Raw genomic sequence first — 22,267 nt, forward strand, 5'->3', positions numbered from 1 at the left:
CTTAGATGAAATTGAAATCCCTGTTGTTTTCCCTGGTGGCGGCTTCTTTGGTGAGTGGCGCAGCATTCGCGCAAGCTCCCATTGTTATCAAATTCAGTCATGTTGTCGCAAATGACACACCAAAAGGCAAGGCTGCTGAGCGTTTTAAGGAATTGGCTGAAAAAGCCACCAAAGGCCGCGTTAAAGTCGAGCTTTATCCTAACAGTACCTTGTACAAGGATAAGGAAGAGCTTGAAGCCCTGCAACTGGGGGCAGTGCAGATGCTGGCGCCTTCATTGGCCAAGTTTGGTCCTTTGGGCGTAAAAGAATTCGAAGTCTTCGATTTGCCTTATATTTTCCCATCAAAAGATGTGCTGTATGCCGTCACTGAAGGGGCAATCGGCAAGGATTTGATGAAAAAACTGGAGTCCAAGGGTATTACTGGCCTGGCATTTTGGGATAATGGTTTCAAAGTGATGTCCTCCAACAAACCCATGCACTTGCCAGCTGATATGAAGGGGCAAAAACTGCGCATACAATCTTCGAAAGTGCTGGATGCACAAATGCGTGCATTAGGTGCCAATCCACAGGTACTGGCTTTCTCTGAAGTGTATCAAGCGCTACAAACAGGTGTTGTTGATGGTACAGAGAACCCGCCATCCAATTTGTACACTCAAAAGATGCATGAAGTACAAAAGCATGTAACGGTGACCAATCATGGTTATCTGGGATATGCTGTCATTGTCAACAAGAAGTTCTGGGATGGTTTGCCAGCAGATGTGCGCACTCAACTGGATGAAGCGATGAAATCGGCAACCAAGTACGCCAACGCCATCGCTCAGCAAGAGAACGACAATTCGCTGGAAGCAGTCAAAAAATCTGGCAAAACCACAGTCTATGTTCTGACAGACAAAGAAAAAGCTGAATGGCGCAAAGCTTTGTTGCCAGTTCAGAAGGATATGGAAGGTCGCATAGGCAAGGATTTGATCGCCAATGTGAATAAAGAAGCTGTCAAACTCGGCTTTAAATAATATTCTGCCTGCCACCATGACATGGTCGTGGTGGCATTCTCTACAGTCTGCGCGTCCGCGCATGGTTCCGGGTCAGCGTTCTGCTACCCAGTTAAGGAGCTTATATGAAATTTCTGGATCACCTCGAAGAATGGCTGATCGCGACCCTCATGGGCGCGGCCACCATTGTTATTTTTATTGCGGTAGTACACCGCTACTTGTCTGGTTTTGCCATACCTGGCTTGCAAGATGCCTTGTTGAAGCTTAATACCAGTTGGGCGCAGGAACTGACCATCTATATGTTTGTGTGGATGGCAAAGTTTGGTGCAGCCTACGGCGTGCGCACCGGCATCCATGTCGGTGTTGACGTGTTGATCAATAAAATGAATCCGCAATGGCGTAACAAGTTTGTCGTGCTGGGTTTGCTGTCTGGAGCTTTGTTCACGGGTATCGTTGGCACCCTGGGTGCAAGTTTTGTCTGGGAAATGTCACATACTGACCAGACTTCAGCTGATATGGAGATTCCGATGTGGTGGGTATATCTGGCAATACCGCTGGGATCTTACCTGATGTGCTTCCGTTTCCTGCAAGTTACATGGAATTTCATCAAAACTGGTGAGTTGCCCAAGCACGATCACGCCCATGTTGAAGGTCTGGACGAAGAGGTGAAAGCATGAACGCCGCGATTATATTTATCCTGCTGTTAGTTCTCATGCTGACAGGTATGCCGATTTCAATATCGTTGGGTCTGACTGTTCTGACTTTCTTGTTCACCATGACCCAGGTACCTATCGAGTCGGTGGCCCTGAAATTATTTACTGGTATTGAGAAGTTTGAAATCATGGCGATTCCATTCTTCATTCTTGCAGGTAATTTCCTCACACATGGTGGTGTGGCGCGGCGCATGATTAACTTTGCGGCCTCTATGGTAGGGCACTGGCACGGTGGCTTGGCGTTGGCTGGCGTTATGGCTTGCGCGTTGTTTGCGGCAGTTTCTGGTTCTTCTCCGGCAACCGTGGTGGCGATTGGTTCCATCATTTTGCCTGCGATGGTGAAGCAGGGCTATCCAAAGGGTTTTGGTGCTGGTGTAATTACCACCTCAGGAGCCCTGGGTATCTTAATCCCACCATCTATTGTCATGGTGATGTATTCAGTGTCCACCAATACATCGGTGGGGCAATTGTTCATGGCGGGCGTCGTGCCAGGCTTGTTGCTGGCTTTCTTTTTGGGGCTGACAACCTGGTTCCTGGCGAAGAAACACAATTACCCCCGCATGCCCAAAGCGAGTTGGACGGAACGCTGGGCTGCATTCCGCAAGAGCGCCTGGGGATTGCTGCTGATAGTCATCGTCATGGGCGGTATCTATACCGGCATGTTCACACCAACGGAAGCTGCTGCAGTGTCTGCTGTGTATGCCTTCGTTGTCGCCGTGTTTGTCTACAAGGACATGACCATCAAGAAAGTACCCAAGGTCTTGCTGGATTCTGCTGCGATGTCAGCGATGCTGTTGTACATCATCACCAATGCTGTTTTGTTCTCTTTCCTGATGACCAGTGAAAATATCCCGCAAGCCATGGCTGGCTGGATCATGGACAAGGGCTTTGGCATCATCAGCTTCTTGCTGGTGGTGAATATACTTTTGCTGTTGGCTGGTAATGTGATGGAACCGTCATCGATCGTGCTGATCATGGCACCTATTCTGTTTCCGGTTGCGATGAAGCTGGGTATTGATCCTGTTCACTTCGGTATCATCATGGTGGTCAATATGGAGGTGGGTATGTGTCATCCTCCAGTGGGCTTGAACCTGTATGTGGCGTCAGGAATCACCAAAATGGGGATTACTGAATTGACTGTGGCTGTTTTGCCATGGCTGATGACGATGATAGGCTTCCTTTTGTTGATTACCTACGTACCGCAAATCACAATGTGGTTGCCAAATTTGATCTACAAATAAGTTAAACAAAGTAAACTGACCAAAGTTTAAAAGAAATTGCCGTGTTTCCCGCAAGGAAATACGGCAATTTTTATTTTGGCAGAATTTAAATTGGTGTTGCCTAGCACATTTTTTAGGTTTATGATCGTTTTTCACATATCTGCAACAATGCACCGTTTTGTATCATTTTTGTTTTGAAAGCCAAAACTTGTCATGCTATATTCACGGCAGTTCAGATTTTTGCAAGACTAAGATCAATAAGAAAAAGGCACACAGGTTTAAAAGGCGGTAGTGCAAAATAACGGTAACGATACCGTACACACTGAGGAGACGCGCGTTTTTACTACAAGCTGAGTGGATGTGATAAATTAAAAAAAATCGCATACGCTAAACAGCCGAAAACGCGAAAGATGTTTTAAGGGCGCATCGGATGATGCGCCTTTTTTCTTTTGTCAAAAAGGAAAACCATGTCGAATAAAGAAGCTAAGGAATCCAGGGAAACGGGCTTTTTCTCCGCCATCGTCGCAGCCCCTTTTGGGGCCGTTGGCATACGTTGCGAAGACCAGAAAATCAGTGAACTGGTTTACTTGCCGCCACGTTTCCAGGAAAAAGCACCATCAGACAAAGTGGCTGAAAAAGCCGCCAGGCAAATAGCGGCTTATCTGGAAAATCCCGACTTTCAATTTGACCTGCCTTTGAAAGAGGCCGGCACGGCATTTCAGGGCAAGGTGTGGCATGCTATTTCTTCCATACCGCGCGGCCAGGTGCTGACCTACGGCCAGATTGCCAAGCATATACGCTCGGCACCACGTGCGGTTGGCCAGGCCTGCGGTGCCAACTGGTACCCGCTGGTTATCCCATGTCACCGCGTGACTGCTGCTGGTGGCCTGGGGGCTTTGCCCACAATGATGATGAAACCGGATTCCACCTTGGTGTAAAGCGCTGGCTGCTGACACATGAGGGCGTGGCCGGCTTTACCCAGGAAAAATTGTGGAAGTAAAACCGCTGCCTGTCATCTTGCCGGATAAATTGACGTCGCAAATCGATCAGTTTTGCGACGCACTATGGCTGGAAGACGGGCTGGCAAAAAATACCATAGAGGCTTACCGCCGCGACATGCGCCTGTTTGCCGAGTATTTGCACACAGATCAAGCTAAACATCTGTACGAAGTCAATCATGCTGACATAGGCAATTACATTGCAGCCAAACACGGCACATCCAAAGCCAGTTCTGCTAACCGGCGCATGAGCGTACTAAAGCGATTTTATTTGCTGGCATTCCGTCAAAACCTGATCAGTGTCAATCCTTGCACCAAATTGCGCTCGGCCAAACAGGGACAGCGTTTGCCCAAAACCCTGAGCGAAGCCCAGGTCGTTGCCTTGCTGCAGGCACCGGATGAAACCAATCCCCATGGTTTGCGCGACAAGACCATGCTGGAACTCTTGTATGCCTGTGGCTTGCGTGTCAGCGAGCTGGTGGGTTTGCGATCTATAGAAGTCGGCTTGAACGAAGGCGTGCTGCGTATTACCGGCAAAGGCGACAAAACCAGGCTGGTGCCGTTTGGTGAAGTCGCCCGCACCTGGCTGGAACGCTATCTGCGTGAAGGCAGGCCAGCCATACTGAATGGCCAGATAGATGATGCCTTGTTCGTCACAGCCCGCGGTGGTGCCATGACCCGGCAAATGTTCTGGATACTTATCAAGAAGTATGCGATGCAGGCAGAAATTACGACGCACTTGTCGCCGCATACATTGCGTCATGCGTTTGCTACCCACTTATTGAACCACGGTGCTGATTTGCGGGTTGTGCAATTGTTGCTGGGCCATGCTGACATTTCAACGACGCAAATTTATACGCATGTGGCGCGTGAGCGTTTAAAAAAACTGCATTCCTTGCATCATCCACGTGGTTGAGCGAATGTGTGCAGATAAAAAAATCCACGCATAGCGTGGATTTTTTAATTGAAGCGCATTGATTTATTTTACGGCCGTATTCTCTTCCAGGAATTTTTCTACCCTGGTCCAGAAATCGACATTGTTTTTCAACAGGCGCCAGCCATGTGCTTCTTCCGGATAGGTGATCCACTCTATCTTTGCGCCAGTTGGTGCGGCATTTTTAAATTTTTCACCATGTACTAAAGGGACTCGTCTGTCCGCAGCACCATAGGCAAGAATTAATGGCTTGGTCAGTCTCTGTGCCTGTTCAACAGGTGAGGTTGCTTTTAGTTGCGCAGCATCCTTTTGCTGGTCACCGATTAGTATCGGCATACCAAAACGTTGCCATGCAGAGCCTTCCTGGTCACTCCAGGTTATGTCATATAGTAAATTGATGTCTGATACACCTACCCAGCTAATACCACAACGGTACAGGTCGGGTTCCTTGATCAGCCCCATTAAGACTGCGTAGCCGCCGTAGCTGGCACCCGCTATACAAATTCTCTTTGGATCTGCATATCCTTTTTCGATCGCCCACTTGGTTGCGTCGGTAACATCGTCTTGCATGCCCAAGCCCCATTGCTTCCAGCCTGATTTGAACAAATTTTTACCATAGCCTTGGCTGCCGCGGAAATCTGGCTCCAATACGGCATAACCACGGGAAGCCAGGAATTGTGTTTGAGGGTTCCAGCCCCAATGACCTCCTCTGACATAAGGGCCGCCATGAACCATGACGACCATAGGCAGATTCTTGCCGGTACTGTTTCGCGGCAATGTTAGGTACGCAGGGATTTCCAGGCCATCACGAACCTTAATCCGTATGAAGTCCTGATAAGACATCTTTTTAGAATCAACTTCTGGGAAGCTGTCGCCGATAGGTGTGAATTTCTCGGTGTTAGTGTTATATAGCAAGACCGACCCAGGATGAATATCCGAGAATGAATTGACCACTAACACATCACTGTCGGCATTTTCCGCGACGCTTAGTAAATTCACTGTATTAGGTAGAACTGCATCAATCTTCTTTTGTATTATTTTGTATTTATCGTCGAGCCACATTGTTGCAGGCGCGTCTGTTTCATACTGTATGCCTAAAAGTTTATTTTGCTTTTTGTTAAAGATGAAGCGACCAGCGAAGTCAAATCCTTTGGCGGAAACAATAGGTGTACTATCAATTTTATTTTTTTCAAGATCGTAGCGATAAACAGACTGCGTATCCTGTCCATTATTTGCAGTTACGTATAGTTGCCCGTCAGGAGCAATAAATGAAGGACTGAAGCCATCTTCTTTCTTACTGTCATAGTCGGTAAGCTTACGCCATGGTTTTTCATTTGCATCTTTGTAGTAAATAGCAGTTTTGTCATCCACACTGGTTATTGCAATGCGAACCTCACCAGACATATCCGCGAGGAAGCCAACAGAATTTGGTGGTGTTTGAATGGATTCGTTATAACCGGTAAGCGTATTTAACTTCAGAATGGTTTCAGATGGATTTTGTTTTGTACCTGTGCCACGCCCAACAAATACATCTTCAGAATTTTCCAGTCCAGTGGTGCTTATAAAATAATGGCGTGAAGTGAGGATACGGAATTTGCCTGAATTTCCCATTGTTTCTATGAGCTGGCGGAATTCTGAACCATCTTTATTGACCGCGAACAGGCCGCTATCTTTGAATACTTCACCCGCTCCAATTTTCCGATCACCGATACCGAAGACCAGTCTATTGTTGTTTACCCAAGAGAAGAACGTGATGTCATTTTTTTCGTAACGCGCCAGAATTTTGGGAGTCAGACTCGTTAGGTCCATGACTACCAGACCGAGCCTATCATTTTCACCTGCCGTGATCATCGCCAAATTCTTGCCATCTGGTGAAAACCGGACGCCATTGATTTGCGAGTTCTTAAAAAACTTTTCAACCGGGATTTTTTCTTGTACTGGCGTCTGCGCATAGACAGGCAGCGTCAAACTGAAAGCGAGAGCTGTGCAGATGGAAAGTTGCCTGCACATGGTAGTGAGTACCTGTTTCATTCTTTTTCCTATGTAATTTTTTTTGAAAAATAAGAAGCACTAAAAATAAACGCCCCGGACTACGAGGCGTTTATTCATTTGACTACGTCATCAAATCAACGGAAAACGTATTTTGCAGACAATGTGAAATAACGACCGAGGTTGTTATGCAAGGTTGAGCTGTAACCTTGTTGGACAGTTGCCAATGTAGTTGTTGGATTGTAAGGTGCTTTGGAATCAGTAATGTTTCTGATGTTGATGCCCAAAGTCAGATCTTTAAATCCAGTGTAAGTGTAGCCTACATCCAGAGTAGTCCAGCTTGGCACTTGGCAATCTGGGAAATACTTGGTGAAGTTAGGCTGGTTGGCAAAAGTCGCACTTACACCGGCTGGTACGCCGCTACCATAATAGCAATATGGCGTGGAGTATGTCGTAGCATTATCATAACGACGCCATTGTGCGATACTGTCTGTGAAGTTGATCGCGCCGTATGCTGTATGAGGACCTTTTTCCCAAACGGTACGCAAAGTGGCACGCAGACGAGGGATTGGTCCAACAGATGTTGTCCAGTCATTGATGCCACCGTTAGTACCAACGGCATTTCTTTCTACGTCGCCAGGAGACTCGGCGCGACGATAAGAAATCAGGTATGTGGATTTAAATGACGTCGACAGTTTGCCATTTTCACCCAGGTTGTTGCGCATTTTCAGCTCAACGTCCACACCACTGACTTCAGTACTACCTTGGTTAACCCAAGGAGTTTTTACTGCCAGCAATGGGCCTGTATTTGGAATAGGATTACCAGCCGCATCTTTCAATTGATTCAGAGGATTAGTATCACGAATGATGTAATCAGCTGGGAATTGACTAGGATGATCCAGCAGATATGTTGAGCTACTCAGGGCAACTTCACCTTCTTGGCGCAGTTTGTAGGCATCTATTACAACGTCAAAATTGGCTGTTGGAGAATAGATCATACCCAAGGCATAGCTCTTGGATTTTTCTGGCTTCAGGTCAGGATTAGCACCACCGACTCCAGAAATGCTCTTGGCGCAATCTACCTGCTCAGCACCCACTACTGGATTTGAACCGTTAGGGCAGCGAACTGGGTCAACCGTATTGTTCAGGAAGAACTGGGCACCACCGGCGGCAACCTGAGACAAAGCTGGTGCACGGAAACCTTCAGCGTAAGTACCGCGGAACGCCAGACCATCAACAGCAGTCCATTTAGCACCGACTTTAGGTACGAAATTACCTTTGAACGTAGGATATTTATCGTAACGGCCAGCGAAATCCATCTCGAAGTTTTTCAGGAATGGCGTGCGGACCTCAAAGAATGCAGAAGAAACATTACGTTGAGAATCGATTGCAGTCGTTGCCAAACCAAGAATATCACCACGTGCATTGATAGGATCTGGAGCAATGGACAGTTTCTCTTGACGGAATTCAACACCTACTGCGAAGCCAATACCGCCGCCACCCAGTGAACCAAATTCTGTCGTTGCCTTGGCATCGACTTGAGTAATTTCAGCAGTTGCCTTGTTGGTCAAATTCGGGCTGATGGTTGGATCAGCTGCGATGGAAGCCAATGTGCGGTTTTCAGTAATCAGCTTACGCAATGTTGGTACGTACAGGAAACCGTATGCTACTTCTTCACGTTCGGAACGATTCCATAAGACTGCGCTTTCCCAATCCCAGGAGGCGACGGTACCCTTCAGACCAGCAACCAGGCGTGCGCTCTTATTGTCAAGATCAGTACCTGTTTTCAGGTTTTCAAAGCGATACGAGACGGCAGAACGTGCATCTGGATTTGGATTGTCTGGATGACCAACAGGCAAGATAGCCTGGAATGGCGTAGCCAAACCACCAACCAGGAAGTTGGTAGTTGGAGACGTGCCGCTGATAGTGCGTGGTGACGAGCGATAAACACGCTTGGAATCAGTGTAAGCAAACTCACCGAAAGCGGACAGTTTGTCATTGATCTTCAAATTGCCGACTGTCATGAAATTAACGTCGTCACCCTTGGTTTGCGCATCAACGTCTGCATCTTGATTGTAGTTACAGAACGTGCGACCTCGCAATACACTAGTAGTGGCGATATTGTGTTCTGGGCCACCTACCAATTTACGGGATGCATCGCAATTGGTTTGATTAATAACAGTTGCACCTGTCGTGAAGAAAGACAGTGAACCAGGAGTACGTTCCTTGAAGAAGAAAGCCTGGTTGGATACGCTGCTGCTGAATGGATTTGCGCGGAAATTGATATCTGCATAGGCTTGTGCATTGATATCATTCGAGCCATTCGCCATGGTTGTGGCGTTTTGTTTTCTGTAATCCAGAGCAAATAACACATTGTAGCCCTGGCTGGCGTAGTCGCCGAAGCCTATCGTGCCATTGACATTTTGACGACCGAATTCGCGATCATCGTTAGCTGCTGCAGTTACAGAAACTTCGCCACCTTGATAATCACGTTTGGTGATGAAATTGATAACGCCAGCTACCGCGTCAGAACCATATACTGCTGACGCGCCATCTTTGAAAATTTCTACTTTTTCAATGGCAGACAGAGGAATACTGTTCAGATCGTACAGTGTGGATTGACCATTGTTTGGATTTGCATACGCAGACGGCGTCATGCGGCGACCATTCAACAGGATGAGGGTAGAGGTCGAACCCAGGCCGCGCAAAGATGCTGTCGCAACGCCGCGGGAGAAACCATTTTGGTCTGGTGTATCGTTATAACCACCAGTACCCATGGATGGAACGCTCTTCAACAGTTCAAGAACTGTTGTTGCACCACTTTGCTTGATTTCTTTAGCAGTGATGGTTTGTATCGGTGATGTACCTTCTTTATCAGCGCGTTTGATGTTCGAGCCGGTAATTTCAATACGTTGTGGTGCTTCAGTCTGAGCGTGGGCATAACCCCCGATCAGCATGGAGCCAGCAAATACGCTGAGCGCCAGGCGCACGGACTGCACGCCTATTTTTTCTTTAAATATCATTATTGTTCCCTCTTTGTTGATAGACCAGATGCAATCGGGTGCCGGATCCGTTTGGCAGACAGGTTTAGTTCTAAAATTTTGTAAATTTACAAACAATCCTGTACTGCTACCTGATGAAATGCTGCCAAATCCATCCTCTTTATAATTGCGTGCGGGAAGTGAAAGGCAATGAATCAAACAGAACTTTATTATGTAAATAAAATACCTTTGCGGGAAAGCATTTGTTACTTTTTTTTGAGTGCTTGTTGTTTGACAACGACAAGAAATGAAAATTTAATTTCTAATTTTCCATGAAATTGGATTTTCAGTATCTTTTTGGAAATTCATTTATTTTCATATAAATTCCAGTTATAAGCTTATAAAAGCTGGAAAAAGGTATCAGTTTCAAGAAAATATGATGGATTTGGAGTCATTTAGCGGTCTAATATAAAGTCAGGAAATGCGAAAAAATTTTCAAATTTCCGAATTTCTGCAAAAATCTGACCTGCTAATAAGTTCCTGCGATATGTAAGAACTTGTAACGAAAAACAAGGTCTATGAACTGAGCAAAGCCATGCTCAGTGAGTAGTTTGCGGCCAATTCATCTAACCAGGAAAAAATATGAAATTGTCAAAAGAAGTACATTTTAAGAAAAAGACCTTACTCCTTTTGTTATGTGCACTGAGTGAGGCAGCCCTTGCCCAGACACCTCCCGCGACCCCGGCCTCTGCGCCTGCTACAAATGGCACTGCGACAGCCACACCAGCGGTTGCGCCAGCGCCTGCAACAGCACCTCCTGTTGGATTGCGTCCTTTTAAAGATGTTATCAAAGACGCTAAAGAGCTCAAGGGATTTTTTAATTTGTACCAGAAAGACGACAAAGTCTGGCTGGAAATTCGTCCTGAGCAATTTGATAAACCATTCTTGTTTACTTACAACATCCCGAATAGCATCGGTGAGCGTGGCTTATATGGCAGCCAGATGGGGCGTGGATATCAGGCCGTGTTCAAAAAAATTGGCAACCAGGTACAACTGCTGGCCAAGAATACCCAGTTTTATGCCACTCCAGGCACACCACAGGCGCTCGCTGTTTCGCAGGCGTTTTCAGATAGTCTGCTGGCCAGCGCCAGCGTATTGAGTACGCCCAATTCAGAGTCGAAAGGCATCCTGGTCGATGCCAGTGCCTTGCTGTTCAATGATATCCCTGGTTATTCAACGAGCCTGGAATATGCCTACCGCACCATGTATGTCCTGGACAAGGCCAATACCAGCTTCGGCAAGCTGAATACGGATGAGTCTCTGGCAGGTTTTTTTGTCAATGCACATTTCATGACACCACGCATTGCTGCTTCTCCATTGGTGCCACCGCCAGTAGCTCTGCCTACGCCCCCACAAACGACACCTGATCCGCGCAGCTTTTTCGTAGGTTTTTATTTTAATTTCTCAGCGCTGCCAACTGAAGCCATGCGACCACGCCTGGCAGATGACAGGCTCGGGCATTTTGTGACGACCAGCTACGATTTCACCGAAGACCTCAAACCCAAGACTTCGCGTTACTACGTGAATCGCTGGCGCCTGGAAAAACAAGACCCAACAGCCGCACTGTCGGAACCAAAACAGCCTATCGTCTATTGGCTGGACAAGAACGTGCCAGAGAAATATCGTAAATCGATCACTGAAGGCGTGCTCGAATGGAACAAGGCTTTTGAAAAGATAGGCTTCAAAAACGCCGTGGTCGTCAAACAGCAAACTGAAAAAGACGCTTTTGATACCATGGATTCTCGCCATGCCTCGATACGCTGGTTTGTCGGTGCAGACGTCGGCTTCGCTATTGGCCCTTCACGTGTCGATGAGCGCAGCGGCGAAATTCTGGATGCAGACATCGGTATGTCGGATGTCTTTGCCCGCGGTGCCCGCCGCATGATAGGTGAAGATGCACAGACACATGCGCTGCATGCCCAGGGTGACTGTCATTTTGCCCACGAAGCATCAATGGAAATGGGGTTCGCCATGGACTTGCTGGATGCCCGTGGTGAAATGGACATGGACAGCCCAAAAGCCGAAGCACTGGCACAAGCCTATGTCAAAGACGTCATCATGCACGAAGTTGGCCATACACTGGGTTTGCGTCATAACTTCCGTTCTTCCACTATCTATACCCTGAAGCAATTGCAAGACCCGGCTTTTACCAAGGTTAATGGCCTGGCTGGCTCAGTCATGGACTATGTGCCTTTCAATCTGGCGACCAAGGGTGAGCCTCAGGGTGAATACGTCATGTCTTCCCTCGGCCCCTATGATTACTGGGCAATTGAATATGCCTACAAGCCCATCGATGCCGACAAGGAAAAAGATGAGCTGACCCGTATTGCTTCACGTTCTACCGAGCCTTTGCTGGCGTATGGTACGGACGAAGATTCTGCTGGCACCATGGTTTCTGATCCTGACGTCAATGTGTTTGATCTGGGCTCTGACCCTCTGGTCTATATACAAAAACGTTTGACGATTTCACGCGAATTGTGGGACAGGTTGCAAACACGTCAGTTAAAAGCGGGTGACAGCTATGAAACCCTGCGCCGTAGTTTTGAATACGGTTTTGGTCAGTTTGCCCGTACCGTACCTCTGGCGACGAAATATGTTGGCGGCACCACTTTCTTGCGTGACCACGCCGGTACAGGCCGTGCCACGTTCACGCCTATCGCGGTAGAACGTCAACGCCAGGCTTTGAAGCTGGTCTCTGAGAGCTTGTTCACGGCCAAGAGTTTTGTATTTACACCAGAGCTCCTGAGCCGTTTGGGTGTCGATCACTTCCAGCGTGCCAACCGTAATGACGTGTCCATCTCCGCACGTTTGCTGAGTCTGCAAACTGCGGCCCTGGATCAATTGATGTCTGATCTGGTGGCACAACGCATGCTCAATAATGCCGAGAAATTGCGCGACCCTAAAAAGGTATTGTCCCTGCATGAGCTGTACGGCAACCTGCAGTCGAATATCTGGAGTGAGCTGGCAAGTGGTACAGATATCAGTTCGGCCCGCCGCAATCTGCAACGTGAACACCTGAAGCGTTTGTCGAATGCCTTGCTGAAACCGTCTGCAACTACACCGGCTGATGCCCGTAGTTTGCAAAGGGAACAGGCAAATCAGTTGCTGGTAGCTATCCGTGGTGCGGTCGGCAAGCCTATGAGCCCGGAATCCCGTGCGCATTTGTCGGAAAGTCTGGCTACCTTGAATGAAGTATTGAAGGCTTCACTGGTGAGGGCTGGCGTTTGATCCAGTCGTTTAAAATAGTCGTTTAGTGCAGTCATTTTTTGCAGCATCCAGTATTAGCATCATTTTCAGATACTGACTGCTGGCAAGCTTGAAAGCCCCGTGTAAAAGCACGGGGCTTTTTTCATGTTTGCTGAAAAAATAGAATAGCGAACGACTGTTTTGCCCTTTACTTTAGCTGAGTAAGTAATGCATGCCAAGGTGTAAATTGAACGTATTTTTCAATTGCATTGCTGATTTATTCTGATATCAAATGCTTGTATAAATGGGAAAAAATTTATCCATTTATTGTTGAGGTAGCATTCATTGTGTGATATTTTATAAAATATAATTTGGCAACTTATGCTGACTTAAAAGTGTGCTATCGATATGTGTTTTTTGCTGCTTTTTTTAAGTTAAAGCAGCCTTTATTTGCCTGTGCTGTTGGATATATGGCTGGGTGAAGAAGTGCGGAAAAAGAATTCAGGCATGTGAATGTATGCATGAAAGTGCATAGTCCCGTGTCAGGATGCTGTTCCAGGCACAAAAAGCCGGGAATGGTGCAAATGCTCATGTCTGAACAGACATGATTTATTTACCTACAGTAGTGTCAAATGCGTTTGATTTCAAATGAAGAATTGAGCCTGATTGCCGGCGGTGACGGTGAAAGTCCAGATAATCCAATCATTGCCTCACCAGTTGAGATTGTTGGGGTTGTCCCCAGAGAAATTGTAGGGCCAGGAAATCCCCCCCGCCCTAATGGACCGATCCCTACTCCTTATCAGCCGCCTATCACTAAAATAGAGTGAGCCTGAGTTAGATTCTTGAAAAGCGCCAAATTCTTGGCGCTTTTTTATTGCTGGTATCTTGCAATTTCATTTTTACAGAACAAAAAAGTCCCCTGCAATGACAGGGGACTTTTGTCTTGCATAGCGAAATTAACTGCGCTTGTTTAAAACAACAAAATTATTTCTTTAAACATTGAGCAAAGAATTTTTCGCTCCGGTTGTACAAGTCAAATACGTTAACGTCTTTGTTAAAACCATGCCCTTCTTCTGGATAGACTTTGTAATCCAGGGTTTTACCAGCTTTCAACAAGGCATCACGCATTTTTTCTCCATGAATCAGAGGAACGCGTCTGTCATCCGAGCCCATGGTCAGCATGATGGGGCCTTTGACGTTGGCGGCATTCCTGGCTGGTGAGCGCAATTCAAACAAGGCCGCATCGGTTTTGGAATCGCCTACCCAGAGTTTGAATTCATTGTTCAGGTAGCCACCGGTTGCCGCGTCGGCATTTTCAGAGGTATCTGACCAGGAAACGTTCTGCAAGAGGCCGAGATCACTGACGGCTACGACAGAACTGGCGCAACGCCACAAATCAGGGTCTCTGGTCATGCCCTGCAGGGATGCGTAGCCACCGTAACTACCACCCATCAGCGCCATGCGTTTTTTATCGACGATGCCCTCCTGCACCAGGAACATGGCACCATCATTGATATCATCCTGCATGGTGCCGCCCCATTGCTTCCACGCCTTGACATAATGGTTGCGACCATAGCCTTCTGAGCCGCGTGGTTCCAGTTCCAGGACGGCATAGCCACGCGAGGCAAAGAATTGCGCTTCAGGCCAACGACCCCAGGAAGAGAAGTGATATCCACGCACCATAGGGCCGCCATGAATATTCATGATCAATGGCAGGTTCTTGGCTTCAGTGCCTTTAGGCAAGGTCAGGTAGCCATACACAGGCAAGCCATCGCGGGCCTTGAAACCTATGTATTTGCGCTCTGCCATCAAGGCCGGACTTGCCCATTCACGGTCCTGCACTATGGGTTCCAGGGTTTTCTTTTGAGTATCAAACAAATAGTAAATGCCGGATTGGATATCTGAAGTGGCATGGACCAAGGCTTTGCTTCCATCAGAAGACAACCTGAAGGCGTTGTGGGTTGCTGGCAGGGAGGCATCGATTTGTTCAGTCAGGGATTTTCTTGCGCTATTGCCAAACCAGATGCGCGTCGGTTTAGCTGCATCATAATACAAGCCGACGACCTTGCCAGTCTCGTCATCGACTTCGCGTATCAAGCGTGCGCTGGCACTCTGGCCATTGATATCAAATATAGGGTCTGCATGCACCAGCTCACCAAATTTCTTGGTGACAGTGTCATACTTGAACACGGCCATTTTATCCAGGCCATCTTTGTTGGTAGAGACATACAAGGTGCGGTCATCATTGTCAAAGCCGAGCACGTCGTACATCGTGCCATCGTTGTAGCTGGATTGTTCAAATATTTTTTCCCATTTGTCACTGTCGGGAGCACGGTGATAGTAAGCCGTCATCTGTGGCTGACCAGCTGCCGGACGGATTTCACCTCTTTGTGCGATGCGCGGACGTTTGTGAGTATCCAGTTCCCAGCCTTCTGTACGGCCTGGTGACTCAAACGTCAATAATTGCGAGCGCCTGGTTTTGAAGTTGAATTTATAGACATCCGCATATTCCTTGCTTCTTCCACGCATGGAAACATAGGCTTCTGGCGAATCATTACCTTCTGCCATGATGATGCTGTCAATATGAATGTCGCCTTTCTTGCGTTCATTCGTATTTTCCAGCTCCATGCTTTTATCATTGTCTATATCGTAGTAGTAGGAGCCTTTATAGACAAAACGGCCCCTCGCTTCTTGTCCGTCGGCAGTGCGATAGAACAGATACTTATTACCTACCCAGCGACTCTCGGCAACGTCAAAGCGGGGAGATGAAGTGATGACTTTGGCTTTGCGCGTAGCAAGATCTATCAATACCAGATTGCCACGGCCATTCAGTGGCACGATGGCGGCAATGGTTTTTCCATCTGGTGACATCGACAAGTCACGGTAATCAGTCAGCTTGAAGAAAACTTCTACCGGTATGTCAGCAGCACTCTGATACGCCTTGGCTTCTGCTGGGGCTCCGGCATGTGCAGCGTAGATAGGCAAGGCAGCAAAAGCGGCAACGATCACATGTTGCAGCGTTGTACGAAATTTCATGTTTACTCCTAAAAATGGGGGCACTAGGCCCCCAAAAATTTGATCCTGTATTTACTTTACATGGATGCAATGCTGCGTGTTTTTTTTCAATAATCGCTTTGATTATTTGAACGCGTACTTAACAGAGAATTGGAAACGACGGCCAAATGGACTGTTATAACCTGAGTTGTATGGGAATGAACCATTATTCAGCGCGCTACGGGCATCAAATGGTGGCTTGGTATCGAACAGGTTGGAGATGTTCAATGCCAGTTCCATGTTTTTGAAGCCCTTGTAACCTGTAAACCAGTTCCAGGTTGTTGTGGAAGCTACGCGGCAGTAGGAAGCAGGAGCGCCATAGATGATGTCGATCTTGCAGCTCTCTGCCGGTGTACCAACATAGTCATAACCAGAGATATAGTTACCAGACGCTTCATGTGACCATGGGCCTTTTTCCCAGCCAACTGCGAGGGAGCCACGGAATTCAGGCTGGCTGTAGGTCTTGTTGTAATCAACCGTTTCGCTATCCGGGAATGGCGTTGTCAGATATTCCCTGGTCAGGGACATTTTTGAACGGAAGTTCAGTTTGCCGTATTCACCCAGATTCTGTTTGCCCTTGAAGTCCAGATCAAAACCACTGACCTGTGTTTTACCGATATTGATGTACGGCAGGTTTACTTCAGTGATATGACCACCTTTATCGCGGGTAATGTATTTCGCGAAGTTAGGGTCTTTCTGGTTCGACAGCAAATAGGTGATGTCCAGAGAGCTGATTTCATCACGACGTTCTATCTTGTAATAGTCTAGGGTGACGCTATAGTCCTTGACAGGTTCCCAAACGATACCGATGGTGTTGCTGGTGGATTTTTCTGGCTTGAGGTTGGCATTACCAGAAATGTTTGCCTTCAGCGAGATATTGCAGTCTGGTTCTTCACCAGTCTGGCACAGTACCGGATCTTGCTGGCCGTTATAGAAACCAACTGAGACAGATGGAGAAATTTCACGGAAGTTAGGCGCACGGAAGCCTTTTGCAATCGTGCCGCGCAACACTACAGTTGGAAGCACACTCCATTTTGCACCTATCTTCGGTGTCAGAGAATTGCCACCGACACTGTAATTATCTGCACGCACCGCAGTGGACAGTTCCAGGGATTTCAGTACAGGCAGATTCAACTCACCATACGCAGATGCGACATTACGGCTGGAGAATGGCAACTTTGGCAAACCACCGATGGAATAAACGCGTTGATCCAGGAAGTACTGGTCGTCGACGTCACTGGTGGATTCGCGGCGGTATTCAATACCGGCAGCGCTACCGGCAAAGCCACCTGGCAATTCAAACAATTCAGAATTACTGACTTTGAGATCAGCAAACCAGGTTTTATTTTCGCCCTGACGTCTCAACATAGGAGAGATTCTGGCGCGCACATCAGCTGCATTGTTGGCGGCGCCAGGCACATAAGTGCCATTTGCCAGTGCGGCTTCCATCTGATCGGTGATGATGAATCCGCGTTGATCTACGTTGACTTTACTTTGCAGGTAGCCGAGCGACGTATCATATTCCCAACTGCCCAATGTGCCTTTGAAACCGCCGATGACACGTGTTTCAGTATCCTTGACATCAATAGTGCGGGCACCCAGGTCGCCGGTACGCACCAGGTAACTCTTACCGCCAGCTATCGTGAAAGTGCCAGCGTCGTCATTCGCGTAAAACTGTGGATCAAAACGCAAATTGGTTTTGATTTGCGTGACCCCAGCTTCGATGAAGAAACTGTGATTCGCGCTGAACTGATATTCGCCACGGGCGAAGAAGGAATCGTTGGAACGTTTTGGAACCGCATCAGTCCAGTCAAAACGATCCAGCAGGCAGCGGCCGTTTGGTGCCAGGTTAGCTGTAGGGCATCCTGGCAGGGCAGTAATCACGTTATTGATCAGGACATTGCCAGGTACGGAGTAAGCTGTGCGGCGATCGCCTTTGGTAATGCCAAAACCACGGTAATCCTGGCTGTTATAGGCATTGATGTCGCGCATGGACAGTGCATCAGAGTCGTGATGCTCGAAAAAGCCCATCAGATTAAACTTGTCTGCTGCAATATCGCCCATGCCATAGGAGAGATTGAAGTCTTTGGATTTTGCCTTGCCGTGAGAGGTTGTGCCACCACTGACTTTGACTTCGCTGCCAGTGTAGTCTTTTCTCAGCCAGATATTGATTACGCCTGCGATCGCTTCCGAACCATAGATTGCGGATGCGCCATCGAGCAGGACGTCGATATGATCAACGGCACCGACAGGTATCGCGTCAAGATTGGCAAATTGTGACTGGAAGCCGGTAATGCCATATTGTGCAACACGGCGGCCATTGACCAGTACCAGAGTGGCGCCGCTACCCAGACCGCGCAGGGATGCAGTTGTTGCGCCAGGAGAGAAACCGTTGTATTCAACACCGGTCAGGGCGCCGGCATTGTTTGAAGAAAGATTTTGAATAACAGATGACAGACTGGTGGCACCTGTTTTTTCCAGCTCGGCCCTGGTAATGATCTGTACCGGTGAGGCACCTTCGGTCTGTACACGTTTGATGTTTGAACCGGTAATTTCAATTTTTTGCAGTTTTGCAGGTTCTTCTGTAACGGCTTGCGCGTAACCGTTCATGGTGAGCATAGAGCCGGCCATCAGGCACAGGGCAGTACGCACCAATTGAGAAGCTTTTTTTTCTTTCAGGTACATATATTTTCACTTCCACCTTAAGTTGTTATTAATTTTATCGGCGGCAATCAAACCGTTTTGCTGTTGTATGGTCGGTTTGGTCAGCATCGATAGGGCAAACTACATGGCCTGTTATATTTTTTTAGCCATGCAGGCAAAGCCAGAATGAAGATCTGGCTTGCGCGGTATTATGTAATGGGATGTAACAGAATTGTTAATAATTGTTGCTTGCAAACTACGGAAATAAATATTATGCATTTAATAAATATGAAATTTTGTAAATCATTATTTGAGGCTTGAGAATTCGAAAATTCTCATATTTTCCTGACATTATTTTGTGCTTTTTTTATTTGTGATCTTGCATCTTGATGAAATTGAATTTTTGTAGTTCAAATATGTTTCTGGCTTGTCTGAAGTTTGTTCAGCAGCGTTTTTAATGTTTGCACTTCATTCGACGTATTCGATACCTGGGTTTGCAAGTTCATTCTTGCCAATAGCCCAAATTAAATGATGTTGAACACACACTTGCGTCCCAGCCAGACATCCTGAGGCGATATAATCTGTGCCTGTTTTTTTGCAAATCCAGTTTTTTGAGAGTGTAATTTGGCTAAGAAAGAACATGTATCAGTCACTCAGGCAACTCAGTTGCTGCGCAAGCACAAGGCTGAGTTTACCGAGCACCCGTATGCGTATGAAGAACATGGCGGCACTTCAGTGTCTGCCCGTGAACTCGGTGTGGATGAGCACCACGTTGTGAAAACCCTGGTCATGCAGGATGAAGCTGCCAAGCCCATGATCGTGCTCATGCATGGGGACAAAAAGGTTTCTACCAAAAACCTGGCTCGGCAGATAGGCTGCAAGTCAGTCGAACCCTGCAAGCCTGAAAATGCGCAAAAGCATTCAGGTTACCTGGTTGGCGGCACGTCTCCCTTTGGCACTAAAAAGGCCATGCCTGTTTATGTGGAGCGCAGCATACTGGCGCTGCCAAAAATTTATATCAATGGTGGCCAGCGCGGCTATCTGATCGGCATTGCCCCCAGCTTGCTGGAAAGTCTGTTGCAGGCACGGCCAGTCGATTGTGCCATCGACGAATGAATCCAGTTTCAAGAATTTTGCGAGGCTGGCTGATTCTGCTACTGGCCTGGCTTATACTTGCGAAGCTTAAAGAAATGAAGGAATAAGATGAATACAATTCTGGCGGCAGTTGCCGCTTACCTGATCGGTTCACTGTCGTTTGCAGTGGTGGTCAGCAAGCTGTTTGGCCTGGCTGATCCGCGCACTTATGGCTCAAAAAACCCGGGCGCGACCAATGTACTGCGTAGTGGGAACAAGGCCGCAGCGGTGTTGACGCTGTTGGGTGATGCCTTCAAGGGCTGGTTGGCGGTATGGCTGGCAATCCGCTACCAGGATCAGTTTGATCTTGGTGACACGGGCGTTGCCATCGTTGCCCTGGCAGTGTTCATCGGTCATTTGTGGCCAGTATTTTTCAAGTTCGTTGGCGGCAAAGGCGTGGCAACGGCAGCCGGTATCTTAATCGGCATCGATATCTGGCTGGGTGTGGCGACACTGGTGAGCTGGCTGATGGTGGCGTTTGCCTTTCGCTATTCTTCGCTGGCAGCCCTGGTCGCGGCGATATTTGCACCGTTTTATTATGGCTTGCTGTTTGGCCCGGATGTCAAAATGCTGGCGATTGCCATCATGAGTGCCTTGCTGGTGTATCGCCATAGCCAGAATATCGCGAACCTGATTGCAGGCAAGGAAAGCCGTCTGGGTAGCAAGAAGACGGCAGTGAAAGACGACAAGAAAGAAGATAAAAAGCAGGACAAGAAAAAATAAGTCTTAAATTTTGTAAATAAATCTAGATTATTCGCTACCCCTCATTTATGCTTAAAAAGCGCCGTGCTTTTTTATTCATAAATGAGGGGGTTGCTTATGCTGACGCGATTTGTGAAACTTTGGATGGCAGGCTTGTTCACTTTGGGCTTGATGAGTTTTCCGGCCCAGGCAGCAGAGCATGGCAGTGCCAATGAGGCCAAGGCCATGGTGCAAAAAGCCATCGATGCAATGAAAAAGCATGGTGTCGAGGCGACTGTAGCCGAGATCAACAAGCGCGATGGTCAGTACCAGGACCGTGACTTATATGTCGTTGTCTATGACATGAATGGCAAAAATCTCGCTCACCTGAATCCCAAGATGGTAGGCAAGGAAATGTTTGACCTCACCGATATCGATGGCAAATTTTTTATACGCGAGCGTATAGAACTGGTCAAAGCCAAGGGTAAGGCCTGGCAGGATTATAAATTCATTAATCCCACGACCAAGCAGATCGAACCCAAGTCCATGTATGTGGAAAAATTCGAGAATGTGATCGTCGGCTGTGGTATCTATAAATAGCGCTGCCGTGGATAAAATCAGGCGGCAATCAATTCCTGCAAGGGCCAGCGCGGCTTCACATTAAAACCGTAATCCCTGGTCGCCAGGCCAGGATTGTTTTTGAGGCGCATGGCGCCGGCAAAGGCGATCATTGCGCCATTGTCGGTACAAAATTCCAGCTCAGGGTAATATACCTGGAAGCGCTTCTTTGCCGCTGCCGCATTCAGGGATGCGCGCAACTGCTGGTTGGCACCAACGCCACCAGCGATCACCAGACGCTTCAGTCCACTTTCTTTCATCGCGGTGACGCACTTGGCGGTCAGCACGGCGACGATAGCATCGACAAAGCCACGCGCAATATTTGCCTTGTCTTGCTCACAGATGTTTGCCGGGTGGTTTTTAACAACCGTCAGTACCGCTGTCTTCAAACCAGAGAAACTGAAGTTCAAGTCCTTGGAATGCAGCATGGGACGTGGGAACTGGTAAGCTGCCGGGTCACCAAACTCTGCCATGCGCGAGATAGCCGGTCCACCGGGATAAGACAGACCCAGCAATTTGGCTGACTTGTCAAAGGCTTCACCCGCAGCATCGTCCAGGGTTTCTCCCAATAGCTGGTAACGACCGATGCCATCCACCCGCATCAACTGGGTATGCCCACCGGAGACCAGCAGGGCGATAAATGGGAACTCCGGTGGCTGGCTGGCCAGCAGGGGAGACAGCAAATGGCCTTCCAGGTGATGGACACCGAGCACGGGCTTATCCAGTGCCATGCCCAGGCCACAGGCAACCGAGGCACCAACCAGCAAGGCACCCGCCAGGCCAGGTCCCTGGGTATAGGCAATCGCATTTATGGCCTGTTTTTCTGTGCCAGACTTAGTCAACACTTCGGTCAGCAGGGGCAGGGCACGGCGTATATGGTCGCGTGACGCCAGTTCGGGCACGACACCACCATATTCCTGGTGCATGGCGATTTGCGAATGCAGTGCATGGGCAAGCAGGCCGCGCTCTGTGTCATACAGGGCCAGGCCGGTTTCGTCACAGGAGGATTCAACGCCGAGAACTATCATATCTGTTTCTAAGTAAGTGAAAAGCAAACGAATGACATA

At 47.9% G+C, this 22,267-nt stretch carries 14 protein-coding genes and 1 pseudogene; 10 read left to right on the forward strand and 5 right to left on the reverse strand.

Going from position 1 to position 22,267, the window contains the following annotated elements:
• Positions 1–5: 5 nt before the first annotated feature.
• The 5 genes and pseudogenes from UNDKW_RS05630 to xerD all read left to right on the forward strand — a co-directional run bounded on the left by UNDKW_RS05630 (position 6) and on the right by xerD (position 4,836).
• The gene (locus UNDKW_RS05630) at positions 6–1,010 is read left to right on the forward strand and encodes a TRAP transporter substrate-binding protein (protein ID WP_162040167.1); all 1,005 of its coding nucleotides are present in this window, start codon (positions 6–8) and stop codon (positions 1,008–1,010) included.
• A 104-nt stretch (positions 1,011–1,114) separates the two neighbouring features.
• A complete protein-coding gene (locus UNDKW_RS05635; RefSeq protein WP_162040168.1) occupies positions 1,115–1,666 on the forward strand; it encodes a TRAP transporter small permease in 552 nt (183 codons plus the stop codon).
• The gene (locus tag UNDKW_RS05640; protein ID WP_162040169.1) at positions 1,663–2,943 is read left to right on the forward strand and encodes a TRAP transporter large permease; all 1,281 of its coding nucleotides are present in this window, start codon (positions 1,663–1,665) and stop codon (positions 2,941–2,943) included. The genes UNDKW_RS05635 and UNDKW_RS05640 overlap by 4 nt, the downstream gene beginning before the upstream one ends.
• A 446-nt stretch (positions 2,944–3,389) precedes the next feature.
• Positions 3,390–3,922 (forward strand): annotated as a pseudogene (locus UNDKW_RS05645) (methylated-DNA--[protein]-cysteine S-methyltransferase).
• A complete protein-coding gene (gene xerD / locus UNDKW_RS05650; RefSeq protein ID WP_232063254.1) occupies positions 3,913–4,836 on the forward strand; it encodes a site-specific tyrosine recombinase XerD in 924 nt (307 codons plus the stop codon). Before UNDKW_RS05645 ends, xerD begins: the two are co-directional and overlap by 10 nt.
• A gap of 63 nt (positions 4,837–4,899) precedes the next feature.
• Here the strand turns inward: xerD and UNDKW_RS05655 are convergent, their stop codons facing one another.
• Together UNDKW_RS05655 and UNDKW_RS05660 are read right to left on the reverse strand one after the other, a co-directional pair.
• Positions 4,900–6,885: a S9 family peptidase gene (locus tag UNDKW_RS05655; protein ID WP_162057916.1), complete on the reverse strand. Its 1,986-nt coding sequence runs from the start codon at positions 6,883–6,885 to the stop codon at positions 4,900–4,902.
• Between the two features lie 95 nt (positions 6,886–6,980).
• Positions 6,981–9,866 (reverse strand): TonB-dependent siderophore receptor, encoded by a 2,886-nt coding sequence (locus tag UNDKW_RS05660; RefSeq protein WP_162057917.1) that lies wholly within the window; start codon positions 9,864–9,866, stop codon positions 6,981–6,983.
• 600 nt (positions 9,867–10,466) lie between these two features.
• Here UNDKW_RS05660 and UNDKW_RS05665 point away from each other — a divergent pair.
• Both UNDKW_RS05665 and UNDKW_RS05670 read left to right on the forward strand, forming a co-directional pair.
• Entirely contained in the window at positions 10,467–13,112 is a 2,646-nt protein-coding gene (locus UNDKW_RS05665) for a zinc-dependent metalloprotease (RefSeq protein ID WP_162057918.1), read from the forward strand.
• Positions 13,113–13,702: 590 nt separating this feature from the next.
• Positions 13,703–13,897 carry a hypothetical protein gene (locus UNDKW_RS05670; RefSeq protein WP_162040174.1) on the forward strand — a complete coding sequence of 65 codons (195 nt, stop codon included), beginning with the start codon at positions 13,703–13,705 and terminating at the stop codon, positions 13,895–13,897.
• Positions 13,898–14,054: 157 nt separating this feature from the next.
• Here the strand turns inward: UNDKW_RS05670 and UNDKW_RS05675 are convergent, their stop codons facing one another.
• Together UNDKW_RS05675 and UNDKW_RS05680 are read right to left on the reverse strand one after the other, a co-directional pair.
• Positions 14,055–16,106 (reverse strand): S9 family peptidase, encoded by a 2,052-nt coding sequence (locus tag UNDKW_RS05675; RefSeq protein WP_162057919.1) that lies wholly within the window; start codon positions 16,104–16,106, stop codon positions 14,055–14,057.
• Between the two features lie 102 nt (positions 16,107–16,208).
• Entirely contained in the window at positions 16,209–18,809 is a 2,601-nt protein-coding gene (locus UNDKW_RS05680; protein ID WP_162057920.1) for a TonB-dependent siderophore receptor, read from the reverse strand.
• 582 nt (positions 18,810–19,391) lie between these two features.
• On the opposite strand from UNDKW_RS05680, the gene ybaK reads away from it, so the two are divergent.
• The 3 genes from ybaK to UNDKW_RS05695 all read left to right on the forward strand — a co-directional run bounded on the left by ybaK (position 19,392) and on the right by UNDKW_RS05695 (position 21,182).
• The gene (gene ybaK, locus UNDKW_RS05685; protein WP_162057921.1) at positions 19,392–19,883 is read left to right on the forward strand and encodes a Cys-tRNA(Pro) deacylase; all 492 of its coding nucleotides are present in this window, start codon (positions 19,392–19,394) and stop codon (positions 19,881–19,883) included.
• Positions 19,884–19,970: 87 nt separating this feature from the next.
• Entirely contained in the window at positions 19,971–20,624 is a 654-nt protein-coding gene (plsY, locus tag UNDKW_RS05690) for a glycerol-3-phosphate 1-O-acyltransferase PlsY (RefSeq protein ID WP_162057922.1), read from the forward strand.
• A 96-nt stretch (positions 20,625–20,720) separates the two neighbouring features.
• On the forward strand, positions 20,721–21,182 hold the full coding sequence (locus UNDKW_RS05695) for a cache domain-containing protein (RefSeq protein ID WP_232063255.1): 462 nt from the start codon (positions 20,721–20,723) through the stop codon (positions 21,180–21,182).
• A 17-nt stretch (positions 21,183–21,199) separates the two neighbouring features.
• Here the strand turns inward: UNDKW_RS05695 and tsaD are convergent, their stop codons facing one another.
• On the reverse strand, positions 21,200–22,228 hold the full coding sequence (tsaD, locus tag UNDKW_RS05700; RefSeq protein WP_162057923.1) for a tRNA (adenosine(37)-N6)-threonylcarbamoyltransferase complex transferase subunit TsaD: 1,029 nt from the start codon (positions 22,226–22,228) through the stop codon (positions 21,200–21,202).
• Positions 22,229–22,267: the final 39 nt, after the last annotated feature.

Origin of the sequence: Undibacterium sp. KW1, from assembly GCF_009937955.1 — a bacterium.
Lineage (GTDB): Bacteria > Pseudomonadota > Gammaproteobacteria > Burkholderiales > Burkholderiaceae_D > Undibacterium.